Source organism: Pirellulaceae bacterium, assembly GCA_029243025.1.
Taxonomy (GTDB): Bacteria; Planctomycetota; Planctomycetia; order Pirellulales; family Pirellulaceae.
Genome location: JAQWSU010000022.1, coordinates 195,111 through 218,892, shown reverse-complemented (window position 1 = coordinate 218,892; position 23,782 = coordinate 195,111). Strand labels below are relative to the sequence as shown.

Genomic DNA, 23,782 nt, shown 5'->3' with positions numbered 1-23,782 from the left:
GCCTGCTCTTTGGCCTGCACCCCAACGGAATTTCAATGGACTGCATCTTCGCTCGCGGCTTCGTCTTGATCGTTTTTTTTTGCAGCAGCATCTCGGCTCAAGAGCCCCCCTTTGGGGCAAAGGCGAAACCGACGAGGCTGCTGTCCAATGACGCGGGCGAAGGGCCGGCCTGGCATCCGCAGCGAGGCTTGTTCTTCAGCGGGCCTCGCGGCATCACGCGCATGAGTCCGAGTGGAACGCTGCAACCGTTCCGCTATCCATCCGGCGGTTCAAATGGATTGCTCTTCGATCTTGATGGGCATCTCGTCATCTGCGAGGCACGCCGACGACGCGTCACTCGAACTGATGATCAAGGCAGAACGACCGTACTTGCTGATCAATATCAGGGAAAGCGGTTCAACACGCCCAATGACCTCACGATCGATTCGAAGGGGCGCGTCTATTTTAGTGATCCACGATACGGCGACCGTAAGGACATGGAAATTCTTGATGACAATAATAATCCGATCGAAGGCGTCTACCGGATCGACCGCCCAGGACAAGTCACACGCATTATTACTCACGAAGTCGATCGCCCTAACGGCTTACTCATCACTCCTGACGACAAGTACCTTTTCGTTGCCGACAATAACAACAACCAAGTCGGCGGCGCTCGTCAACTCTTCCGGTTCAACCTGACTTCGAATGGAGACATCGTACCTGGCTCACGAAAGCTGATTTTCAACTGGCAAGACGGCCGCGGCCCAGACGGCATGGCCCTCGATCGCCAAGGCCGACTCTATGTTGCCGGCGGACGCAACAAGACCAATCAATACGAATCGGCGAACCAATTCAAAGCTGGCGTTTATGTGATGACCCAGGAAGGGCAACAAATCGGCTTCGTCGCGATCCCCCGAGATGAAGTCACCAACTGCACATTCGGTGGCAGGGATCTAAAGTCGTTGTTCATCACTGCCGGTGGGCAACTGTGGAGGATCCCGACATTAACCGCTGGATGGTCACCAATCCGAACGCCAACCCACAAGTAAATGCCGATCCACCGGTGAAGACAACGACGCTCTCTCTCCAAACCCCAGAAACAAGGAAACTCTTATGTTCAGTCTTGGCAGTGTCATTAGTTGGATGATCTTCGGACTGATCGTTGGGGGAATTGCCCGTTTTCTCATCCCCGGACAACAACCACTTGGCTGGATCAAAACGATTGGTTTGGGGATCCTCGGTTCATTCCTCGGTGGTACTCTCGGTTCATTTCTTGCAAGCAGCTCCGAAACGCTCGTCCAACCCAGCGGCTGGATCATGTCAATCGTCGGCGCAATCTTGATTCTGTTCATTGCGGCAAGAGTCAACAATTAGCGGCTAGACGCTCCGAGCCACCGCTTAGTAGGCGAGACCGGCTTGGACGAGAAACCCAGCACCAAATTCGTATTTTTCGTCGGCAACTTCGAATTCCACTTCGCGATTAAAAGCGGATCCGATTTCAAGGAAGGCTCCGTTGCCGCCCTGGTAAACAGTCTCGATACCCAGTAGCAATTGATAACCACGAATCGTCATTTCGTCGTTGATTCCATCCCGAAGCACTGCCCAAGTATTTCCGCCCAACGCACCTCCAAGATATCCCCACACTTCACCACGAGGCCCGTCTTTCGAGATCCGATAAGAAATTCTGGGACGAGGAAACATCAGGTCAATCAACCAGCGTGGATTCGGTCGTGCCCTCAAACCCACAGCTGGTAACAGGGAGATGTCATTGCGATCCAGGTAGACGGCCCCAAATGAAATCTCGAGTTTGTCGGGTATCCATTGCCACGTCGCCAAGCCCAGTGCAAACACACGCACCGTCTTTTCAGTCGCCACAAAGTCGCTGCGAACCGCCGGTGTCGCCACCGCCATCACCCCCCAGCGATCGCTGAGTTGCTTTCGCCAGACAAAATTGACACCCGTATCGTAAACCTGATCCGGTAGATCAAATGGGCTGGGGCCATCTAAAAAATCGACACGAAACTTGGGAGCAACGGCCAGAATATTTTTAAAACTCCCCAACGGTACGCCCAATGCAACCAGAGCTTCAACATTACCAATCCCTAAATTGTCGCGACTTCCCGAACCCAGATAGCCACCGCTCAACTGAAACTTCTGGAAAAAACCTTTCTTAAATCTTTCTACCGGCAACTCACTGTCATCGGTCATCGTCAACCAATCCGCATCGCCCCAAACCTCTTCAGACATCAAAGGCTCATCCGCAAATTCCTCTGCAAAAACTGGGCGTGTCATCGCACCCCCGAGGCACAACAGCCCAATCCAGCGAATCAATACACAGGAGTTCATCGTTTTCCTCATCATGAGTCCCGAAGCAGCTTCGGCGGACTATAGAAAGATCTCACCCTCATGACTAGCGACGGAAATCAGAAACAAATCGATTTAGAAAAATGCATCACAGCTGGCAGATGAACTGCCAGCTATCGATTGAAAAATCCTCGCCTTGTTAACAAAATCGATGTATGCTGTCACAACACTGATAGCTTGACCCTCCCCCAGCTTGACCCTCCTCGGCCATCACGATGCAATCCACCAACCAGCGCTCCAAAACTCGATTTCTTTTTCGAACGTCAGACAGCCAACCAATTTGTGGTGCAGCCCCACATCCGCCGCTGAGATTGGCAAGCATTTTCCTCTTTGCATTGACATCGATCGGCATGCTGGCACCAGCGACCTTGGCTAACGACCAAAATCGCCCCAACATCATTTTCATCATGGCCGATGATATGGGCTATGGTGATGCGGGCTGCTACGGTCAGCAGCAAATACAAACACCGCACATCGATCGACTGGCAGCTGAAGGGATGCGATTTCGACAGTGCTATGCAGGTTCAACCGTTTGTGCGCCCTCACGAAGCGTCCTGATGACAGGACTGCACACGGGGCATACCCGTGTGCGAGGTAATACGGGGCGTGGGGGCGTGGTTGGCCTGGGAGGCAAAGTCGGCCGGGTTCCCCTGCGGGCCGAGGACATCACCGTTGCCGAACTCCTGAAATCAGCAGGTTACAAAACGGCAATGGTTGGCAAGTGGGGACTTGGCGAACCATTGACGTCAGGAGTTCCGAATAAGCAAGGATTCGACTCGTTTTTTGGCTATCTGAATCAGCGACGAGCCCACTCGTATTTCCCCACCTACCTCTGGCTCAACCAACATCGTTTTGAATTGCCGGGCAACCGTGACGGACGACAGCAACAGTACTCACACGATTTAGTCACAGCCCATGCATTACACGCAATTCGCGACATGGCCGATCAACGTTTTTTCCTATATTTGCCTTACACAATCCCCCACGATCGTTTTGAAATCCCGGACCTTGGTCCCTACGCAGATCGAGACTGGACAGAGACCGAAAAAACGTACGCAGCGATGATTACTCGGATGGATTCGCACCTGGGCAACATGCTTGACCTGCTTGCCGAACTGGGTATCGAAGAACGGACCATCGTTTTTTTCTGCAGCGATAACGGTGCGGCCAATCGATACGAGGGTATTTTTGACAGCAGTGGCCCTCTGCGGGGACGCAAACGAGACATGTACGAAGGCGGTTTACGCACACCGATGATCGTCCGCTGGCCAAATCGGATTCAGGCGGGCGCAGTAAACGACACCGTCTGGAGCTTTCAAGATTTCCTACCCACCGCCGCCGAATTGGCCGGCGTAACGATCGACCACCAAGTGGATGGTGAAAGCATCTTGGGTACGCTGCTGGGAAATCACCAGAACCTAAAAGATCGTTTTCACTATTGGGAATTCCACGAACGAGGATTTCAGCAGGCTGCTCGATGGCAAGATTGGAAAGTCGTCCGTCCGGGCCGTAATCAAGCGTTGGAACTTTACAACCTGAAGCATGACCTGGGCGAAACCAAGGATATCGCCAAGGAACATCGCGAGCTCATCCGACAATTCGAAACGAATCTTGCAGCAGCTCGGACTGAATCGCAAGAATGGCCGCTCAAATAGAGTCAATCCTGTAAAAGTCAGCATGGCTGCAAGTGGGAAGATGAACTAAGATCGTGCGGTCGAACTCAACCGCTGAAATTGCCTTCACCCACGGCCAGCAAAACTTCTTCCCCGCCGCTTGGATTCGCAGGATTTTCCGATGGCACTTCATCCACAATCTCAAGCCTTCATCAATTGGAGCGCTGCCCAAGATCTCCCCAGCTGGGGTCAGATATCACCCGACGAAAGTCGCAGAATTTTCGCCGGACTGACAAATCTGTTTGGCGTCGGTCCACAGCTACCACATGTCTTCGATTACGAAATTGGAGATCGGATTCCGGTTCGCGTCTATCAGTGCAGCACATCAGAATTGCGTCCGGTCATCATGTATTTTCACGGTGGCGGCTGGGTGCTCGGCAATCTTGACACCCACGATGCCCTATGTCGTCGGATCGCTTCAGCTTCGCACTGTCACGTGGTCGCCGTCGATTACCGCCTAGCTCCAGAATATCCATTTCCGGCTGCCATCGACGATTCATACGAAGCCACCGAATATGTGGAAAATCATTCCGAGATCTTTCGCCTGCGTCCCGGAAGTCTGGCTGTCGCGGGTGACAGCGCGGGTGGAAATTTAGCTGCGGCTGTGTGCCTCAAGGCGCGTGACGAGCAAGGGCCGAAAATCAGCCTGCAACTGCTGATTTACCCGATCGTCGACCATTCGTTTGAAACGTCATCCTACCGTGATTTCGCGGACGGATTCGGACTCACACGTAATACGATGAAATGGTTTTTCCGCCAGTATGTTCCGCATCAGATTCCTGCTGAAAATGCCTATCTGGCGCCGGCACGAGCGACTTCGCTGCGAGATCTCCCCGACGCCCATATCATCACCGCCGAATACGATGTCCTCCGAGATGAGGGCGAGTCTTATGCAGACAAACTAGCAAACGCCGGGGTTCGATCGACATTACAACGGTACGATGGCATGCTGCATGGATTCATTCATTTCAATAACGCTTACGAAGACGGTCTGCGGGGCATCGCTGATCTCTCATCGGTGGTACGAGTCCATTTCACAGAAAGCGATCCGGCACGATCTGCCTGACGATTCCATCACTTGCAGCCCAGTTTCCATCACCGCCTCAATTTGAGACGGCCTCGCATTCCTCGAAAGTCGCTTAACCCAGGAAGCCCGACCATGCTCGTTCGATCAACCTCGATTCTATTTTTTTGCAGCCTGATCACTTTTCCTTCATTCGTAACCGCCGATAATATTCTCGACTCAAAATCGACCAAGTGGAGATATCAAGACAACGTTTCTGGAGTCGCCGATCGGTGGACGGGTCCCGACTTCGATGACTCAACATGGGCAACCGGTACGGCCCCATTAGGCTACGGCGACGCAGACACCGATGCAAAGCAATCGGGCAAACTGACCTTTGGAACAGACCCAAAAAAAAAGCGCACCGTCGCTTTCCTCCGCCATTCTCTGAACGTGGCCAATCCCAACACCATCAAGAAAGTACATGGAAAATTCCTTTGTGACGACGGATGTGTGGTCTACCTTAATGGAACGGAAGTTCACCGTTTCAACCTTAGAAAAGGCGAACTCACGAAACAGACCCAAGCGGGCTTTGCCATGGGTGGCGATTTGGAGCGTTATCAGATGTCGTTTGTCGTTGACCCAAAATTATTGAAAGCGGGTAAAAATGTGGTTGCAGTTCGCCTGCATCAAGCCAGCCCCGACAGCAGTGACCTTGCATTTGACCTGATGCTAAAGCCTTTGACCGATGACGACGAAGTCCAAGATGCTGAAGCCACAGTCGCCGAAGAAAAGGCGGCGATTGAATCGATGCTGGATGGAAATGGCGCTTAGCCCGTTTCCGAGGCCGACCAATTACCCGTCGCCGTTGCAGGCCACGTCGACTGCGACAGTTCCCTGTCGCGCGTCCCTGTCGGCGTCGGCAAACTTCTCGGTGAAGGAATCCTCACCACAGAGTTCAGTCCTGCTTCCCCAAGCAATAGAGACGCTCACGTCTGCGATCATCCTGAGTCTCAGCGACGCGCATGAAAATCCGCCCATCACAGATGGTTGGTGTTGCAAACACCTCGTCGCCGAGTTGATTTTGGGCGAGCAGTTCGAATTTGGCTGGCGTTGCATGATAAACGAACGTGCGTCCCGCTTCATTGGTGGCATAGATCAGGTTTCCGACCATCACCGGTGAGGCAGTAAAGGTTCCCCCCAGTCGATGCTTCCAACGTTGCTCACCCGTTTGGCTATCCCAACAGATCGCAACCCCAGCATCGGCCACGGCATATAAGTGGTTATCTTTCACCAACATCGAAGGCACGTAGACGCGAGTCGTGTTTTCCCACTCGATCTTCCCTGATCCATCCGCTCGTACCGCAGCGACGTGATTCCGAGGATAACCGCCACTTGTGAAAATTCGCTCGCCGTCGGTTACGGTCGAGGTAACGCATTCGGTTGTCGCCCCCTCAAATTCCCAGAGAGTTTTTCCACTTAGCGGATCAAAACTCGAGACTCTTTCGCAACCGGTCAGTAGCAATTGGTCTTTTCCATACAAGTTGAGCACGATGGGCGAAGGATAGTTGGGCAGACTGGGTCGCTCGCGCCGCCAAACAAATTCTCCTGTCCTTCGGTTCAACGCTGCGACGGCGCCACCCCCTTTGTTATCGGCAGAAACGATTAAAAGATCTCGATAGATGGCAGGGGAGGAACCGTAACCTTGATGGACGATGTAGTCAGATATTTTGCGTTGCCAAAGCTGCTCGCCGTCCATCGAGAGCGCTGTTGTATACACCGCTCCATGACTCATGAAATTCACATAGAGTCGGACACCGTCGAACGCAGCAGTCGTCGATGCATCGGAACTCTTTTTGTTGCTTTTGGGTGGAAGTCCATTTCGATGGACGACTGTCTTCCAGCGTCGTTTGCCCGAATCTCGATCCAAACAGATGACCGATTGCAACTTCAAATCGGTTTCAGCGGTCGTAACAATGACGCAATCGCCAACCACGATGGGAGATCCATGCCCACGCCCTGGCAACTCTGCCATCCAGCTCACATTCTTCGATTGATTCCAACTACGAGGTGGGGTCTGTTGGGCATTTGCGATTCCGTTTCGCTCAGGGCCGCGCCACCAAGGCCAGTCCTGATCTGGGGTCACAAGGTCAGAGGACTCGCGTTTGGGTTCACTTGCAAATGAACCGCCAACCATGAGTGTCACCAGGGACACGGCAACAAAGAATCGAAATGGTCGCATCATCGGAATACTCCGTCGGATGGATTCGTACGACCCCATGGTACACGTGTTGTCGTCGCGTTTCTACTCACGGTTGTTCGAGAACGAAAACAACGTCCCCAGCAATATCGAAAGCCCCAGCGAGATTGCGACAGCAAAAATCGAGAGCAGAAGATAGTCACCGAATTCGGCCGTTTCTGGCGACAGGATCGCGTTTCCAAATCGGTCGTTCAATGCCAAGGCAACGGCAATCACGATCCAGACGGGCGTAGTAACCAAACAAAGCAGTCCACTCAGGTGGGGTTTCCACGCGGTAAGCAGGACGGGGACAAAGACCATTCCGAGGACTGCCGGCAGCAGGGCAAACAATAGCTTACGACCGTCAGCGGGCAACACCAAGGATACCAGGCTTAGAATGATCAGGACGATCATCGCTCGACGAAACGGCCGTCTCCGCACGCGCCGTTTGACAGGTGCCTGGGGCACATAGGGCGTTACGACCACAGGCTTCTTCAACGGTTGTTTAAGCCGTTCCAGAGCGACTTCGTAGTCCTGTTGTAACCGTCGAAATCGTTCAGCATCCCCACCGTGATCCGGATGTAGTTGCTGGGCGAGGCCTCGATAGGCGGCCTTGATTTCTTCTTCTGTGCAGCCGGGGGTCGCGCTCAACTGCAAGAGATTCGTCGCGCCAACCGAAGAATCGCTAGGTATTCGATCCTGCATTGCCACTCCCGCAATCACACGCGCAAAAATAGTTGCTTACGATAGAGCAAATAGCAGATTCCCACGCAAAGACTCAACGACAATAACGAGACAACCAGCTCTGCCCAATTCCCCATTGCCGACAGCAAAGGTGGATGGACGACACGCAAGACGACCGATCGGAAGCTTATCAGATTCGTGAGCATGTAAATCGTTATCGAATTCATTCCAATCCAGACAAAAGGCCGTGCCCAGATGTCGAATTTGGCAATGTCAATCACCGCGTGAAATAGAGCAACAAGCAGATAGCTCCAACCGGCTGCAAACAACACGAAGGATGACGTCCAAAGCTTTTTATTGATCGGAAATTGAAATCCCCACAGCCAGCCTACCAGCAGGCAACCAACTCCTAAACCAATCAACCAAGTCATCCGCTGGAGACTCGTGAAAGCAGGATTCATCAAAATCATACCGGCAAACATGCCCAAGATACCACTTCCAATCGCGGGCAAGTTGCTGAGCAGACCTTCGGGGTCCCAGTCGCCATCCCATTTGTAACCCGGCAGGTATTGCGTATCAAAGTAGTTTGCCAGATTCTTCCCTTCGGAAAAGTCACCGGGACCAACACCGGGCACAGGAATAAATGTCATCATCGCCCAGTACGAGAGCAAAATCACAGCGAGCGCAATAATCATGCCGCGCAACTTACAATTCAGCAGAATGATTCCACCAAACAGATAGCAGATGGCAATTCGTTGTAGCACACCCACGTAGCGAAACATCTCGGGACCACCATCGCGACTTAGACCGCCGTAATAAAACAATCCCAACAAATAGAGAACCACAGCGCGGCGAATCAGCCGCCAATAGGCGGCTGCCTTCCCATGCCGATCGACAATCCGCTGCAATGAGAAGACGGATGAAACTCCCACCAAAAAAACAAACAGTGGAAAGATCAAATCGTAAAAGTGAAAACCGCTCCAAGGGACATGCTCAAGTTGATCGGCCAACAGCTTGACCCATTCGGCATCGCTCACTTTTCGCAAGCCCATCACGATGCTGCCCGCACCAATGATCCAGAACATATCGAACCCACGCAACGCGTCAATCGACTCAAAGCGTGGGGGGGGAGAAGGAGAAGATGAAGCCTTAGAATCCGCAACGGCATCTGTCATGATCATCTCCAAGGCACATCAAATTAGTTATCGCTTAATAAGCATTCGCCTGCATCTGCAGGGCGACCATTTCCTGATAGCGGCCTCCCTGGGCGAGCAAATCTACATGATTACCGGATTCTATAATGCGGCCATTTTCTACCACGACAATCCGATCCACGTGGGAGATTGTACTCAACCGATGGGCGATTACGAAACAGGTCCGTCCTGACATTAAACGCTGCAAACCATCCTGGATCAGTCGTTCGCTTTCGCTATCTAAATTACTCGTGGCTTCATCCAAGATCAAAATGCGAGGATCGGCCAAAATTGCTCGAGCAATGGCCAGCCGCTGCCGTTGACCGCCACTGAGCCGCACACCCCTTTCCCCAACAATCGTGTCAAATTTTTGCGGCAACCTTTCAATAAACTCATCAGCATGGGCAATCTGCGAGGCTTCGCGAATCTGCTCCATCGTCGCATTCGCGCGAGCGTAACCAATGTTCTCGCCGATCGTACCGTCGAACAAGAACACATCCTGCTCCACAATCCCCAGTAAGTTACGGTAACACGAGAGATCGATTTCCTGTAAATCGACACCATCCAGTTCCACCGCCCCTTTGCAGGGATCGTAGAACCGAGCCACCATATTGCAGAGCGTTGTTTTGCCCGAGCCACTACGTCCCACCAAAGCGACAATCTCGCCACTTTTCACTTGCAGGTTGATATCTTGGAGGACCAATTGATTCGATTCAGGGTACGAGAAATCGACGTTCCGAAAAGTGATCGCACCTGGGGTCTCATCAACATCGATCTTTTTTCCTACGTCTTGCCTACCCGCTTCAAGTGGTTCATTAAGCAAGTTGAGAATCCGATCAAACCCCGCCAGGTTATTTTGAAAATTGGTCGCACTCGTAGCCAAAGTGGCGATTGGGCCCAGCAGCATGGCTAGGTAAACGAGAAACATCGACAAATCGCCTAATGTCAATTGCTGGTAGTAAACTTGGTAGCCGCCATACATCAATACCATCGTCGATGCTAATGGCACCAGGGTATCCCACAACATGTCGACACCCCGAGCCCACCACCATACAAACAACTGCATTCGAACCAACAGATTGTTACCACCGACGTAGCGACTGTTCTCGCTTCGCTCGCGATTGAAAGTCCTGACCACGCGCATTCCGCCAAAAGCCTCGGTCGCATTACTATCAACATCTTGCCGTTGCCTGCGAATGTCACGAAAAACCGGTCGAATTCTTGTGATCCACGCTCGATGGCTAAAATAGACGAGCGGAAGAATCATCAGCCCCCCCAACATCAATCGCCAATCCACCCAAGCCAGGACCAAAATACTACCGACCAACTGAACGATCGCCCTCCATGGATTGTAGAGCATGCTGAAAATCAAATCTCCGACACCGCCTGCGTCTTCACGCAGAATACTGGCGGTCCCACCAGACTTGAGTTGATAAACCTGGTGCAGCGGCAGTCTGACGGCATGATCGAACACTCTGCGCCGGACCTTTGTTTGCATCATGTTGGTGGCCTTTGTCGCAATCCAACGCCCCCAGAGCGTGAAGAGCGACGCGGTTAAGGCAAACACTGCTACAACAATACCAATCACAACTAACAGGTGAATGCGAGCAACCGCCCCTGGCCAGATATTTAATAACCAATCGGGCAGCGGACGGTCCGTCAAGACATAGTCGATCACAAGCTTTGACGCTGCAGGTGGAAACAACCGCAAAATCGTTCCAACCGTGAGCATCGAAAGAGCGAATACTACAGACCGACGCAAAGGCCCTAGGAGCTTGAAAAACTCCGACAGCAAATGCCTAAAAGTCCGATCGCGATGGCCACGCTTGGGATCGCCGGGACGAACCGATCGAGCTTCCAATTTTGATGCAACCGATCCTTGGGCCTTTCGAGCCGTCTGGTATTGGTCATACCGATTACGACTTCTCGCGGGGTCACCAGACGGTTTTTCACGATTAATCATAGTTGACTAGGCGTTGTCCAACACTTCTCTCAAAAACACAATCCCAAAGTACTACCATACCACCTTTCCTACTAACTTCACTGGGCCATCTTCGTTTATGGTACGCCATTCGGAAACAACACGGTACGATACGGGCGGGAAATAATCCAATGGACCAATCACTTATTTACGACCTGCTCGTCATTCTGTCCGCCGGTTTGCTCGCCGGTTTAGCCTGCAAGCATTTTCGCATCCCGACTTTGATTGGCTACATGCTTGTCGGAGTCTTGGTAGGAGGGGGCGGAACCCAACTGATTCGGGAACGGAGTCACGACATTGAACTCCTCTCGGAAATTGGCGTCTTCCTTCTGCTATTCGCGATTGGATTGGAATTTTCTCTTGGTGAATTGGTCAAGCTTGGCCGCCACCTCCTGGTCGGTGGCAGTGTTCAGATGCTGCTCGTGAGTGTCCCGGTTGCTTGGCTGTTGAACTGGAACGGTTTTTCTTGGCAAACATCAGCCCTGCTGGGTGCCGCCGTCGCCTTCAGTTCGACCGTACTCGTCTTCAAGACACTTTCGGAATGGGGACGCTCCAGCTCGTCATCGGGAAGACGGGCAATCGGGATTCTACTGTTTCAAGACGTCGCGCTGATTCCACTGCTGTTGGTCATCCCCTTGATCGCTGGCCAAAATGATCAACCTGGAACGACCGAATACCTCGCCTTAGCGACCAAATCTCTCTTGTTTGTCAGCTCAGTGACTTTGATGCGATGGGGTCTATCCCGATGGCTGATCCCAGCGTTGACAAGTTTTCGAAGTCCGGATGTCGTGGTATTGGCCAGCATCGTCATTCTCGGGGGTGTGACGCTTGCGTCCTATCGAATGGGACTGCCTCCTGCAGTCGGCGCTTTCGCCGCGGGACTCATGTTGAATGGTAATCGGTGGACCGAACAAATCGATGCTTTGGTGCTTCCATTCCGAGAAACTTTCACCGCAATCTTCTTTGTCTCACTCGGCATGCTGCTGGAACCCAAAACCGTAATCCAGCAACCCGTTTTCTTCCTGGTGGGGCTGACATCATTAATTATCATCAAGGCGGTGGCCGCAACCATCGCACTCCGCCTGACTGCGTTGCCCTGGAGCCTTTCGATTCGCATGGGATTCGGCCTCGCTCATGTGGGCGAGTTTGCTTTTGCAATCGTCACCATCGCACTCAAAGAGGGATTAGTCCCGGAAGAAAAGGCGCAACAATTTGTCGCCATCTCACTTGTCTCCTTGATGCTCTCGCCCATTCTGTTGACACTCGCGTTGCGAGGAAGGGACACAGCACAAAAACAAATAGAAAAGGAACAGCCGATCCGAGAAATTAAAAGTCGCAACGCGATCGTAATTGGCATGGGGCCAATCGGCCGTCAACTCGCCTCGCAGCTAGAAACATCAGGTTATGACGCCTGCCTGATCGACCGCAGCCCACTGAATCTACAACAGTTCGCACAACAAGGATTCCGCACTATCGTCGGTGACGCCACCGATCCAGGCACGCTGGAACGGGCGAATGCCGATCAGGTAGGAATTGTGGTCATTAGCATCGCGGTCGATTCAGAGGCCGTCGCGGTTGTACGCGAACTGCGCCAGGTCAACCGCAGTTGTGAAGTTTTCGTCCGCTGCCGATTCCAATCCAACGTACAACCGCTCAAAAACCTGGGTGTTCGATACGTTGTCAGCGAAGAAACGCAAGCTCTCGATGCGATGAGTCAACTGTTGCTCACGGCTTTCAGCCGAGCTTAGCTCCAGCTTTTCTTGTGATCTTCTGCGATCCCGCGTTCAAAAACGACCATCGTAAGAGAGGTCGCCATGGATCGAAACGAAGCAGATGTTAACGGCCCTGATCGCGTTCAGGGTCCGATGCATAGCAGCCATACCCAACCCATTGCCTGCTTGCTCTGTTTCCGGCTTTTGCCAATTGCTACTTTCCAGCACATCAGCTGATGACCAAAGATTTTTTTCCTACCGAAACAAATCGGAACGATCCGTGTTCAATCCCCTGCAGCAACAAAACTCAAAAACTCCAGAATTCCAACCGGGCAATCGCCAGTCGTTCGGGAGTCTATCGACGAGGACAATCACCGCCTAAGAACTCCGTTAGCACCTTCGTGCCGAGTCGGATTTTCCTGACTGACTTTGCGGGACGAGGTATGGATGGCGTGATTCGCCAACCAAATTCACCATTCGATCTTGATTCCTGTGGAAGTTCGATCATGACCCGAAACCAACATCAGCCAACATCCGATCGGCAAGAGAAGTTTTTGTGTGCCAAAGCCGCCGCACCTGATCGACTAGGGCCCCTGTTGGAGCTCTATCGACGGTACCTTTTTCTCCTGGCAGACCTTCGGTTAGATGCCAAATTGCGAGCTCGAATCAGCCCTTCGGATATCGTTCAAGAAACGATGCTCGAAGCCCATCGCGACTTCCATCAGTTTCGCGGTCAGACAGAAAGTGAATTCATCTGCTGGCTCAAACGAATTCTTACCAACAATTTAGCACGCACAATCGAAATGCATGTAACCGCAGCCAAGCGAGACATTCGGCGTGAGGTGTCACTGGATCAACATAACAAAAGTGTTGATCCGGCGAGCATCCAGCGTTGCACCGCCATCACCTGCTCAGAAGAAATTCCCAGTGTTCAAGCCGAGCGTCGCGAAAACGCACAGTTTCTGAATGACGCGATTAACGAATTACCAATACAATATCGTAAAGTCTTGCAACTCCGAAGTCTGCAGGGCTGCAGTTTCAATGAAGTTGCTGAGCAAATGAGCCGCTCGGTGCCTGCTGCGAAAATGCTCTGGGCTCGTGCCTTTAAGCAGCTCCAACAGCGTTTCGAGCGATAGCGTAAGATCGCTCAACAATGCCCCTTCCAGCGGCAGCTTGCGGCCATACAACGCGAATCTCTGTGCAGGATCAAAGGCGACCGCCCAATGCCTAGATCCCGTCAGTTAAGATCCCCGAGCGAAAATCAATCGAAGTTCGCGGCCATCCACTGAATAGCAAGAAACACAACGGGCTTCCTCCAACCCAATGACTGGGCAAACTCCCCATCGATTTGCCGCGTTGGACGGAGTGGACTGGACAAGAAACAGGAAATCGCGATGGTGGAATCGGGAGGCTTCCTTGGGCGACCTGCTCGAGCAAAACAGATTCTACAACAGCCCCAAGAAGCTCACGCGAAGACTTTGTTTTGTTGCTTTTCGCAGAAAAACAGCCGATGGGGTCAGCCAGTCATGAATCCGTTTGCTGAAAAGACCGATTTCCTAGATAATCTCTGAGAAGCTGAATTCGGCCTTGAGACATAACCCATTTTAACACTCTTCGCCGCAAGCCTTCATTGAATCTTTATTTTGCACCAAATCGCGGCCGTTTGCGAAACCGAATCGATTCTGCCGTGTTAATAATTGTCCCGCTGAGCTTTTCTTCGGATCCGTTACGATCGCTGAAAAACTCGACCTAGGATGCTGGGGCAAGGAAATCGGACCAAAGCAAGAATTTAGGAGCATAGCACAACCATGAGACACCAAACTCTTTCCTGGTTTCGCAAACGACCACAAAGAAGTCGCACAACTCAGCGTCGAAAAATTCAAATCGAGGGTCTGGAATCCAAACGGCTCCTCGCCGGCGATGTTAGCGCTGCGGTTGGAGACGCCGACCTCAATGGAGTTTTTGACTCAAGTGACATCGTGCGAGTTTTCCAAGCAGGAAAATTTGAAACTGGCGAAAGCGCATCCTTCGACCAGGGTGATTGGAATGGTGACGGGGTTTTTGACTCGACCGACATCGTCGTTGCTTTCCAGGCCGGTCGTTACGGATTGGAACAACCACTGGCCGCAGAAGGCGAAGGAGATGACACTCCGATCGACGAGGATGACCAGGCAAAAACCAAACCGCGTCGTGGTCGTCATCAGGGGCGTGCACGATGTGACAAAGGTGCGGATCGGAAAGATCCTGCTGCAAAAACAATCGAGCAGCTCAATGCGGGCATTGAGTCCGGCAACCTTCCTGGAGACCTCACCGCTGAACAAGCTCAGCAAATCGTCACGGACTTAGAAGCAGCCGTCGTCGCTGAAGATCGGGACGCGATCAAAGCGCTATTGAGCCAAGTTCGGGGCGAGAGAGAACAAGATCGCATTCAAGGCAGAATCGACGAACTGACCGAGAATATCGCATCGGGTGAACTTCCGGACGGAGTCACACCCGAAGAAGCTCAATCGCTAGTCGACGGATTGAATCAAGCATTAGCCAATGATGATCTGGACGCGGCAAAAGAGCTGTTGAAGCAGGGACGTAAGACGCCCAAAGAAGGCGCGCCCGGAAGACACGCAGGGGACAAAGGAGAACGAGCGTTCCCTGCCGAGGGAGTTCAAGCTCGCATCGATCGCCTTCAAGCTGCAACCGACGCCGGAGAATTGCCTTCGGATTTGACTCCCGAGTCAGCAGCAGCATTGCTGGCCGCTTACACCACAGCTCTCGAAACCGAAGACCTTGCACCGGTCATGGAATTGAAACGGTCAATGCATTTGGAGAAAGCAGTCTCCAAACTGCAAGCATCGCTCGAAGCAGGAAAACTTCCCGGTGATGCAACAGCCGAGGAAGTCCAAGCAGTGATTGCTGCCGCACAGGAATCACTCGCCAACGGTGATCTGGAAGGTGCTGGCGAGGCACTCAAGCAGCTTCGTCCAGAGCGTCCCACTCGACCGAAGCCAAAAGCTGGCGGTCATCGAGGCCCTGGTGGCCACAAGCATCCCGGAGCTGACGGTGGCGCTGAAGACGGTGGCGCTGAAGACCGCAAAGGACCGGGACGTAAAGCTCCGGGACGAGGCGGACCGAAGCCAGCTCGTCGCTAGAATTCATCAAAGTGCGAGTGAACCGCTGGCGAAAAATAAGAGCAATCCAAAGTGCGGAGCGTGCGTCAACAAATTGGCACGCTCCGCCTTTTTTACTTGGCATCAAAAAGGTTCTTCGTTTTATCTCCTTCCCAGGGCGACTACAAATCAAGTTCGGCACGGATTAAACTGCAGTTATCTATAAATCAACTGCACCTCGACGAGAATCAGGCATGCCGAAGCTGTTTCTTACTGCAACGTTCGTATTGCTTTCCTGTTGCGGTCTACTTCCATCGAGTGAAGCAGCCGAACAGCCTCGTATCGATCGAGCTTCGCTCGAGCCTCACTGGTTCGACGATGACTCAAGGTTCTGGTACGAAAATAAGCGGCTCAGCGGCGGACATGAATTCATCGTCGTGGATGCACTTCAAGGCATTCGGAAACCGGCTTTTGATCATCAGCGAGTCGGCACGGCCATGGCGAAAGCTCTCGGTGAGAAAATTGATTCAAAACGTCTTCCGATCCAGCAGATCGAATTTCTGCCGAACGACAAAATTCGTCTGATCGGGCGAAAAGGCGAATGGATCCTCGACCAATCGAACCATGTTTTGACGACAACAGCCGATGCAACACCCCAGCAAATCCGCTCGCTGCCGTTTAACCGCCGCCGTCGGCCTAGCCGACGGACGGGCCCGGAAACGGAAATCCGATTCCACAATGAACGTAAACAAACCGTTGAACTTTTCTGGATTGATTCATCAGGCGAACAACACAGCTACGGCAAAGTAGAACCCGAACAATCCTACAGCCAACACACTTATGCCGGACATGTCTGGCTAGTATCCGACCTTGATGGTTCGACAGTCGCTGTTTTCGAAGCAGTGAAGAAGCCAAGCGATGCACGGATTGACAACCGCCCACCGGATCTTTCAGCGGAGCCTCGTCCGACAAAATCACGTCCCGATCAACGATCTCAACGGCGAACAGGAGTCTCTCCCCAGCGAAAGCACAGCGTCGAATCACGCGATCACAATTTATGGCTCGTTGATAAAGATGATCAAGCCGTTCAACTAACGACGAATGGCTCTGCAGAGAACAGTTGGCAACGCGACACAGCGCGAGCTCGTGGCGTACAAATGCGATACTCACTGCAAGACTCCGAACCCAAGTCAGCCGATCTTCGTTGGTCACCCGATTCAAAACGATTTGTAGCACTTCAGACCAAGTCGGCAACGGAACGACGGGTGCATCTCATTGAATCTTCACCCCGTGATCAGCTTCAGCCAAAACTCCACTCTTATCCCTACTTGAAGCCAGGCGACGAGATACCAACACCGCGGCTGGGGCTTTTCGATGTTGAGCGGGCAAAACAGATTGAACTACGAAATGATTTATTCGATCGCCCTTTCGCCATTCGCGATGTTCGCTGGGCACCAGACAGCAAGAGTTTCACTTTCCAATACAATCAACGGGGACACCAACTGTTTCGAGTAATCCGAGTCGACGCAGTCACGGGTGACGTCACTCCAATTGTAAATGAAGAATGCGATACATTTTTTGACTACGCGGGCAAGTTGCACTTGCAGTTCCTGGACGACACGGGTGAACTGATTTGGATGTCAGAACGAGATGGCTGGAATCATCTTTATCTGATTGACTCGTACAACGGAGCGATCAAATCACAAATCACAAGTGGCGATTGGGTCGTCCGAGGCGTTGATCGGGTCGACACCGACCAACGGAAAATCTGGTTTCGTTTGGGTGGTTTCCATCCTGATCAAGACCCTTACCATGTCCATTTTGCTCGCATCAATTTTGACGGTTCTGACCTGGTGCTCTTAACCGAGAGCGATGGAACTCACCAGATTGACTATTCGCCTCAAGGCAAATACTTGATCGACAAATGGTCGCGTGTCGACTGTGCTCCTGTTCATGAATTGCGTCGAGTTCTCGACGGCAGCTTGATTTGTGAGCTTGAGAGATCCGACACAAGTGAATTCGAGGCAGTCGGGCAGAGGTTACCAATACGTTTTGTCGCCAAAGCGCGAGACGGTGAAACCGATATCTACGGGATCGTTCATTGGCCACGCAATTTCGACGCGAATCAGACTTATCCCATCATCGAAAATATTTATGCCGGACCACACAGCGCCCACGTCCCCAAAAAGTTCCGCACATCTTACCATCATCAACAAGAAATCGCAGATCGAGGATTTGTGGTTGTACAGATAGACGGCTTAGGCACCTCGCATCGCTCCAAGCAATTCCATGATGTCTGCTGGAAAAACCTCGCTGATGCAGGCCTACCGGATCGAATCCTTTGGATTCGTGCGTTAGCTGAAAAATACGACTGTCTCGACAGCTCACGGGTCGGAATTTACGGCGGGTCGGCGGGTGGCCAAAATGCGCTCGCAGCGTTATTATCACACGGCGATTTCTACCAAGTCGCCGTGGCAGACTGTGGTTGCCATGACAACCGCATGGACAAAATCTGGTGGAATGAATTATGGATGAGTTGGCCGATTGGCCCTCATTATGAGGAACAATCTAACGTAACCAACGCCCACCGGCTGAACGGGAAACTGCTCCTAATCGTTGGCGAGCTGGATCGCAATGTCGACCCCGCATCAACGTTACAAGTGGTTAATGCCCTGATCAAAGCAGACAAAGACTTCGACTTTCTCCTCGTTCCCGGGGGAGGTCATGGCATCGCGGAAGGCCCTTACGGTCGTCGCCGTCGAGCGGACTTTTTTGTCAAGCATTTGAGACCATCGAACCCCTGAAGGATCGACCGAACCACCCCATGGCTACCGATTCCGCTCCCTCCCCGGAAGAAATCCTGCGAGAAACATTTGGACATCGCACCTTTCGTGGCCAACAGCTCCAAATTATCGAACGAGTACTCAATCAAAAACACGTGATGGTCATCATGCCGACCGGTATGGGAAAATCTCTCTGCTTTCAGATCCCCGCGCTGATCAACGGTCACCGATCAAAAAAAGAAGCATCATCCCTTACGTTGGTCATTTCACCACTCATCGCGTTGATGAAGGACCAAGTGGATTCGCTCCGAACTCGTGGCGTGGATGCCACGTTCATTAATTCCTCCTTGACCCGCCAGGATCGACTCGACCGATATGCTCGCGTCGGCAAAGGCGAATACGATCTTCTTTACGTGACCCCGGAACGTTTTCGAAAATCTGAATTCGTCGACGTCATTAAAAAACGTAACGTGCAGCTCCTAGCTGTCGACGAAGCCCATTGCATCAGTGAATGGGGACATGACTTTCGCCCCGACTACACACGTTTGCAAGAGTTCCGTGAACTGGTGGGCAATCCGACCACCATCGCTTTGACGGCAACAGCCACTCCCGACGTTCAAAAAGACATCGTCCGCCAACTGGGTCTGCAACCGGACGAAATGCAACTTTATCATGAGGGAATCGATCGCCCGAATCTCGACTTAAATGTCACGCAAGTCTGGGGCTTCGACGAAAAACTGCAATTCATCCAAACAGCTCGAGAACGATGGACGGGCAGTTCAATTGTCTATTTCACCCTGATCAAAACGCTGGACTATTTCAGCGAGCGTCTGCGTGAACTCGAGGTCCCCCACTTGATTTACCATGGAGATTTAGACCGCAGACGCAGAAAGCAGCTGCAAGAGAAATTCATGAACGAGCCCGCACATCTGGTGCTGGCAACCAATGCCTTCGGCATGGGCATCGACAAAGAAGACATCCGCATGGTGATCCATGCCGACATTCCCGGATCCATGGAATCGTACTATCAAGAAATCGGACGCGCCGGACGAGACGGCCTGCCCTCAGAGTGCACTCTGCTCTACGATGACGCCGATTTAATGACTCAAATGGAATTCCTCGGCTGGAGTAATCCCGGAGCCGAATTCTATCAGCGTGTTCACGACTTTCTCTCGCACGAACGAGAACAAGTCAACGCGTTTGGACTGGAGTGGCTGAGAGAAAAACTGCACTTCAAAGACAAACATGACCATCGACTGGAAACCGTCATTTCAATGCTTGATCGCTACGGCGTTATTAACAGCATGCAGACCGATCAAATCTCCGTTGTTCGGCCGCTTCCAGTGACTCTGCTCGACCAAGATCGGCTTGACGAAAAACTCAAGCGAGATCAACGCAAGTTGTACGCACTGGTTCAATACGTTAAGCACGAAGGCGATCGCAAAGCATTCATTCACGAATACTTTGGGATCGAATAACTACCCACATCAGGGCGACAAGATGAATCCTCGCGAAGCGAGCCTGTTAGCGAACGGCAGCCGTTGGCAATCCGAGGATCTGCGAATTTGGGGCTGAGTTACCGAACTTGTCAAAATGGTCAAATGTCCAAACGACTCGCTTTGACTTAGGTTCGATTTCAATCAGCAATGGATTGCCGGGCCCCGCATGACAATTGCCGATCACATAGTTGCCATTCGGTAACACCTCCAAGGTTGTCACCCAAGCAAGCGTGATCCCAGGCAATTCCTTCTGATCAACCTGCCAGACGATTTCTCCCTGAGGATCTACCTCCAACACACGATGGCCGTTTCCAGTGGCGATCAACGTATTTCCCGAATCAAGGCGCAGCGCGGAGAACAATTGATTTCCGTAGGCCTCGGGACCATGCCCTGCTTTCCGAGGCTGACCAAACAGCGGCACTTCATATTCCCACACGACTTTCTCAGCACCGTTATACTCGCGAACGACCCCGTCATTCTCATGACAAACCAAGTAGTTTCCCGATTTCAGTTTTCGCACTAAACGCGTGTCATGATGCGAATGTGGTTTGTCAACTTTCAATTTGATCTGTCGTAGCAACTTACCTTCACGATCCACCTCAATGATCCGCGCCGGACCTGATTCAGCGATCATGACAGAACCATCCGCCAAGGGTTGGAACGAATGAACTTCGACAGGAACTCCTTGGTTTCCATTCCGCACTGAAGCATCGTAAGACCAGACGACTTTTTGAGTCGCTGGATTGATTTCGACCACTTTGTGCGCACCCTGCTGCACCATGATGTTGCCGGTCGGTAATCGATGTACATCATGAATTCCTCCCCACTTCATCCGCCATTCATACTGACCATCCGCGGCCAAAATCGCCAGTTGCCCGTTTCCTTGAATGAGTACCGGATGCGCCGCTGTCAAGCCCCGCGCGGTCAGGATCCATGATGTGGTACCAAGGATTACGATCATGAGCAGCCATCGATTTGGCAACAATTTTCTTGGCATCTTGAGCACCTTCACCGTTCTTGAAATGAATGAAACGAAAAACCTTCAGCGCCACATTCTACCAACATGCATGCTCAATCAACATTCAGCCCGAGCATATTGCGACAAGCATTGAACTCATTGCAAGTTACGACGGGCACCAACAGCGATGCGCCAAAATAGCATCCTCTTCCTGGCGATTATTACCAGGATTTGGGCCGCTAGATCATTTGAGATTTGTGTGTTATCGTCGAACCAAATTGCACCACGAGGATTTCCCGTCGAGGATTTCCCGACGGCATCAACAACAAAGAGGAAACTTTGATGAACCAGCTTGGGATTTTCTGGAGGGCATGTTTCGTTTTCTTCGTCATCACGAGTGGGCCACAGTGGTGCGGAGCAAGTGAAGTCGCTCAGGCATCGACTGAACACTGGTTTGGTGATTACTTTGAAGCACATCGCGCCGCCAAGGAGGCAGAAAAGTTTCTGCTCATCTACTTCTACGAACCGACAAACAACCCAACTCGCGAACAATTTGAACAGACGACACTACAAGAAGCGAGTATCAAGCGGTCACTCGACAACTTTGTGTTAGTGAAGATTCCCACGACAACCAAAGTTGAAATGGACGGTATTCAACGCCCCCTACTTCGTCACGGCGCTTTCGTTCACATGAATGGTCGGCAAGGCTTGGTGATTGTCGACCTCAAACACCAAGAACGTGATTACTACGGCAAGCCAGTAAGTTGTTTGCCATTCGAGTCGTCGGCCTATTTCGCACCAACTTACTGGGGAACCAAGTCGGTAAGTACACTACTTGCGTTACCACCAGGAACACTTACCCAACGAATGCTAACTTTTGCGGTTCGCTGCCATCCAGAAAGACCTGCAAGTGCAAATGGTCAGCCCCATCCACAACTGTTTGAGGCAAGCCGACGACACTCGAATTACCAAGCCCAGATCCGTCAGCAAGGACACCACAACTGGAATTCACGCTTCCACGAGATACATGCGATGGTCGGAGGAGAGGCGCCGACAGAAGTATGCGCCGAGAGTTGGCCTGGAGAAGGTCTACTTCGATCCTGTTTCAGTTGTGTTTACTGTTGGCGACAGTCATCGGGTCATTGGCGCTCGGTCAGCTCCCGCCAACCGGCATTCGGCTATGACATTTCTCTTGGTTCAAATGGCATCTGGTACGCGACGGGCATCTTCGGTGGGTTTGACCGACAAAACTAGGACAGGCGAGCTGTTGACTCTCAAAACTAGCGAGGCGAATCGACGAGTTAACCTGGTAGGGGTGTGACAACGGAACAAGACGCAGGCGGCCTGAGCAGCTCAGCACCCAAACCACCGTAGCATCCGTTGGCAGTCATTCAAATCGATTCGGAGTCCAGCGCGTACTGTGCCATCACAGCCGATCCGCGTGGAGCAAGAAAACAATCCGTGCTTTCCTTCGGATCGGATGCAACTGCTGTTGAACGCACTCGTGCCAGCCATTGCGCTGCCCCATGCTCTCGCCTCGCGTAAGGCGGAAAGAATCAGTCTTTCAGCTCTCGGATTTCCACTTTTCGAAACTGAACCGGGTGACTCTCGGATTGCAACGAGATGTAACCACCTGTGATCAATTCTCCATTATCTTTTTGTGGCTTGGTGTATTCGAGCACCACTTTGTCGTCCATGATGTGTTTGATCAACTCATCCTCTCGAACTTCGACTTCCAAAGTAACCCATTGATCGCCATGGTACGTCTTCGACTTGGACGGGTTGCAATGACGCTTGATTAATTTATCACCAAAGTGGATGTGCGTTCCTGGAGTACAAACATTGGCGGTCGTTCGTGCATTTTTTCCGTTCCCACCTAGCAACTGCACTTCGATCGAATCCGGAAAATCCTGTCCTTTCTTCATCGACTCAGGCGATTGTCCGTGCAACATGATTCCGCTATTTCGAAACGCCCAACCGGGTCCCCCGTCTATTTGGTCGCCAACAAATCGATACTCAACGCGAATCACATAGTTCGAAAATGGCTTGTTAAAAAAGATGTGGCCAAATCGTTGATTGAATGGTTTCTGATACTGATCATACGAAACAGTAAGCAAGCCATCTTCAACGCGGAACGTATCGCCAAAGTTATCATCAACTTCATGACCACGAATCTTCACTCTCCAGCCGTCCAGGTTTTTTCCATTGAATAGCTGAATCCATTCCTGCTTCGTGGCATCCGCCGCCCGAGTGACGGTAGGAAGTCCAAAGTAAAAAACCGCGACAAGCAATAACCAAGATCTATTCCAATTCATCAAATTCACCTCTCGATCGCAGCCAGAACAATTTCGACAAATAATAGTCGGAAGCTCATTGTAACGTGATTCCTGATGATCTTGATGGTAGTCTGTCGATTTACTCACAGAACACGCCTGGGCGGATCGGCCGCCAATCCGAACTGGATCACGCCTTCTGTCCAAAAACCCCCCAAGGGGAAGACATTGGGAAACCCGAAGACCAGGCCAAAGGGCTGTGAACGATCCCACCCTCGCCGCAGTCGTTGTATTTCAAACACTGATTTTCGACACTGAGAACAATAGAAGAGTTCGTAGC

At 51.9% G+C, this 23,782-nt stretch carries 18 protein-coding genes; 11 read left to right on the top strand and 7 right to left on the bottom strand.

Annotated features, from left to right (window positions below):
* Positions 1-35: 35 nt before the first annotated feature.
* Entirely contained in the window at positions 36-1,028 is a 993-nt protein-coding gene (locus P8N76_10745; protein ID MDG2382141.1) for an SMP-30/gluconolactonase/LRE family protein, read from the top strand.
* A 64-nt stretch (positions 1,029-1,092) separates the two neighbouring features.
* Entirely contained in the window at positions 1,093-1,353 is a 261-nt protein-coding gene (locus P8N76_10740) for a GlsB/YeaQ/YmgE family stress response membrane protein (protein ID MDG2382140.1), read from the top strand.
* Positions 1,354-1,377: 24 nt separating this feature from the next.
* On the opposite strand, the gene P8N76_10735 is transcribed toward P8N76_10740, so the two are convergent.
* Positions 1,378-2,325, bottom strand: coding sequence for a DUF6268 family outer membrane beta-barrel protein (locus P8N76_10735; GenBank protein MDG2382139.1), 948 nt, complete (start codon positions 2,323-2,325; stop codon positions 1,378-1,380).
* Positions 2,326-2,693: 368 nt separating this feature from the next.
* Between P8N76_10735 and P8N76_10730 the strand changes: the two genes are divergently transcribed.
* The 3 genes from P8N76_10730 to P8N76_10720 all read left to right on the top strand — a co-directional run bounded on the left by P8N76_10730 (position 2,694) and on the right by P8N76_10720 (position 5,853).
* Complete coding sequence (locus P8N76_10730) at positions 2,694-3,998, top strand: arylsulfatase (protein ID MDG2382138.1); 1,305 nt, start codon at positions 2,694-2,696, stop codon at positions 3,996-3,998.
* A 139-nt stretch (positions 3,999-4,137) separates the two neighbouring features.
* Positions 4,138-5,082: an alpha/beta hydrolase gene (locus P8N76_10725; GenBank protein MDG2382137.1), complete on the top strand. Its 945-nt coding sequence runs from the start codon at positions 4,138-4,140 to the stop codon at positions 5,080-5,082.
* Positions 5,083-5,175: 93 nt separating this feature from the next.
* On the top strand, positions 5,176-5,853 hold the full coding sequence (locus P8N76_10720) for a hypothetical protein (protein ID MDG2382136.1): 678 nt from the start codon (positions 5,176-5,178) through the stop codon (positions 5,851-5,853).
* A gap of 124 nt (positions 5,854-5,977) precedes the next feature.
* Here the strand turns inward: P8N76_10720 and P8N76_10715 are convergent, their stop codons facing one another.
* Genes P8N76_10715 through P8N76_10700 form a run of 4 tightly spaced genes read right to left on the bottom strand, consistent with a single transcriptional unit; the run spans position 5,978 to position 10,867 of the window.
* Positions 5,978-7,264, bottom strand: coding sequence for a PQQ-binding-like beta-propeller repeat protein (locus P8N76_10715; protein MDG2382135.1), 1,287 nt, complete (start codon positions 7,262-7,264; stop codon positions 5,978-5,980).
* 60 nt (positions 7,265-7,324) lie between these two features.
* Positions 7,325-7,963, bottom strand: a complete 639-nt coding sequence (locus P8N76_10710; protein ID MDG2382134.1) for a J domain-containing protein — start codon at positions 7,961-7,963, stop codon at positions 7,325-7,327.
* A gap of 14 nt (positions 7,964-7,977) precedes the next feature.
* Complete coding sequence (locus P8N76_10705) at positions 7,978-9,117, bottom strand: heparan-alpha-glucosaminide N-acetyltransferase domain-containing protein (GenBank protein ID MDG2382133.1); 1,140 nt, start codon at positions 9,115-9,117, stop codon at positions 7,978-7,980.
* A 34-nt stretch (positions 9,118-9,151) separates the two neighbouring features.
* Entirely contained in the window at positions 9,152-10,867 is a 1,716-nt protein-coding gene (locus P8N76_10700; GenBank protein ID MDG2382132.1) for an ABC transporter ATP-binding protein, read from the bottom strand.
* 380 nt (positions 10,868-11,247) lie between these two features.
* Between P8N76_10700 and P8N76_10695 the strand changes: the two genes are divergently transcribed.
* The 5 genes from P8N76_10695 to P8N76_10675 all read left to right on the top strand — a co-directional run bounded on the left by P8N76_10695 (position 11,248) and on the right by P8N76_10675 (position 20,190).
* Entirely contained in the window at positions 11,248-12,864 is a 1,617-nt protein-coding gene (locus P8N76_10695) for a cation:proton antiporter (protein MDG2382131.1), read from the top strand.
* A gap of 470 nt (positions 12,865-13,334) precedes the next feature.
* Positions 13,335-13,964, top strand: a complete 630-nt coding sequence (locus P8N76_10690) for a sigma-70 family RNA polymerase sigma factor (protein MDG2382130.1) — start codon at positions 13,335-13,337, stop codon at positions 13,962-13,964.
* A gap of 672 nt (positions 13,965-14,636) precedes the next feature.
* Positions 14,637-15,971, top strand: coding sequence for a hypothetical protein (locus P8N76_10685; GenBank protein ID MDG2382129.1), 1,335 nt, complete (start codon positions 14,637-14,639; stop codon positions 15,969-15,971).
* A gap of 212 nt (positions 15,972-16,183) precedes the next feature.
* A complete protein-coding gene (locus tag P8N76_10680) occupies positions 16,184-18,733 on the top strand; it encodes a prolyl oligopeptidase family serine peptidase (GenBank protein MDG2382128.1) in 2,550 nt (849 codons plus the stop codon).
* A 20-nt stretch (positions 18,734-18,753) separates the two neighbouring features.
* Entirely contained in the window at positions 18,754-20,190 is a 1,437-nt protein-coding gene (locus P8N76_10675; protein MDG2382127.1) for a RecQ family ATP-dependent DNA helicase, read from the top strand.
* Positions 20,191-20,236: 46 nt separating this feature from the next.
* Here the strand turns inward: P8N76_10675 and P8N76_10670 are convergent, their stop codons facing one another.
* Positions 20,237-21,208, bottom strand: a complete 972-nt coding sequence (locus P8N76_10670) for a PQQ-binding-like beta-propeller repeat protein (protein MDG2382126.1) — start codon at positions 21,206-21,208, stop codon at positions 20,237-20,239.
* A gap of 303 nt (positions 21,209-21,511) precedes the next feature.
* Here P8N76_10670 and P8N76_10665 point away from each other — a divergent pair, with 303 nt between their 5' ends.
* Entirely contained in the window at positions 21,512-22,423 is a 912-nt protein-coding gene (locus P8N76_10665; protein MDG2382125.1) for a hypothetical protein, read from the top strand.
* A gap of 302 nt (positions 22,424-22,725) precedes the next feature.
* Here P8N76_10665 and P8N76_10660 read toward each other — a convergent pair whose 3' ends face one another.
* On the bottom strand, positions 22,726-23,484 hold the full coding sequence (locus P8N76_10660) for a DUF1080 domain-containing protein (GenBank protein ID MDG2382124.1): 759 nt from the start codon (positions 23,482-23,484) through the stop codon (positions 22,726-22,728).
* Between the last annotated feature and the right edge of the window lie 298 nt (positions 23,485-23,782).

Bases quoted from the DNA above. Each gene is read 5' to 3' on its own strand.
- P8N76_10745 (MDG2382141.1), top strand. From the start codon at position 36: ATGGACTGCATCTTCGCTCGCGGCTTCGTCTTGATCGTTTTTTTTTGC.
- P8N76_10740 (MDG2382140.1), top strand. From the start codon at position 1,093: ATGTTCAGTCTTGGCAGTGTCATTAGTTGGATGATCTTCGGACTGATC.
- P8N76_10735 (MDG2382139.1), bottom strand. From the start codon at position 2,325: ATGAACTCCTGTGTATTGATTCGCTGGATTGGGCTGTTGTGCCTCGGG.
- P8N76_10730 (MDG2382138.1), top strand. From the start codon at position 2,694: ATGCTGGCACCAGCGACCTTGGCTAACGACCAAAATCGCCCCAACATC.
- P8N76_10725 (MDG2382137.1), top strand. From the start codon at position 4,138: ATGGCACTTCATCCACAATCTCAAGCCTTCATCAATTGGAGCGCTGCC.
- P8N76_10720 (MDG2382136.1), top strand. From the start codon at position 5,176: ATGCTCGTTCGATCAACCTCGATTCTATTTTTTTGCAGCCTGATCACT.
- P8N76_10715 (MDG2382135.1), bottom strand. From the start codon at position 7,264: ATGATGCGACCATTTCGATTCTTTGTTGCCGTGTCCCTGGTGACACTC.
- P8N76_10710 (MDG2382134.1), bottom strand. From the start codon at position 7,963: ATGCAGGATCGAATACCTAGCGATTCTTCGGTTGGCGCGACGAATCTC.
- P8N76_10705 (MDG2382133.1), bottom strand. From the start codon at position 9,117: ATGACAGATGCCGTTGCGGATTCTAAGGCTTCATCTTCTCCTTCTCCC.
- P8N76_10700 (MDG2382132.1), bottom strand. From the start codon at position 10,867: ATGCTCACGGTTGGAACGATTTTGCGGTTGTTTCCACCTGCAGCGTCA.
- P8N76_10695 (MDG2382131.1), top strand. From the start codon at position 11,248: ATGGACCAATCACTTATTTACGACCTGCTCGTCATTCTGTCCGCCGGT.
- P8N76_10690 (MDG2382130.1), top strand. From the start codon at position 13,335: ATGACCCGAAACCAACATCAGCCAACATCCGATCGGCAAGAGAAGTTT.
- P8N76_10685 (MDG2382129.1), top strand. From the start codon at position 14,637: ATGAGACACCAAACTCTTTCCTGGTTTCGCAAACGACCACAAAGAAGT.
- P8N76_10680 (MDG2382128.1), top strand. From the start codon at position 16,184: ATGCCGAAGCTGTTTCTTACTGCAACGTTCGTATTGCTTTCCTGTTGC.
- P8N76_10675 (MDG2382127.1), top strand. From the start codon at position 18,754: ATGGCTACCGATTCCGCTCCCTCCCCGGAAGAAATCCTGCGAGAAACA.
- P8N76_10670 (MDG2382126.1), bottom strand. From the start codon at position 21,208: ATGCCAAGAAAATTGTTGCCAAATCGATGGCTGCTCATGATCGTAATC.
- P8N76_10665 (MDG2382125.1), top strand. From the start codon at position 21,512: ATGAACCAGCTTGGGATTTTCTGGAGGGCATGTTTCGTTTTCTTCGTC.
- P8N76_10660 (MDG2382124.1), bottom strand. From the start codon at position 23,484: ATGAATTGGAATAGATCTTGGTTATTGCTTGTCGCGGTTTTTTACTTT.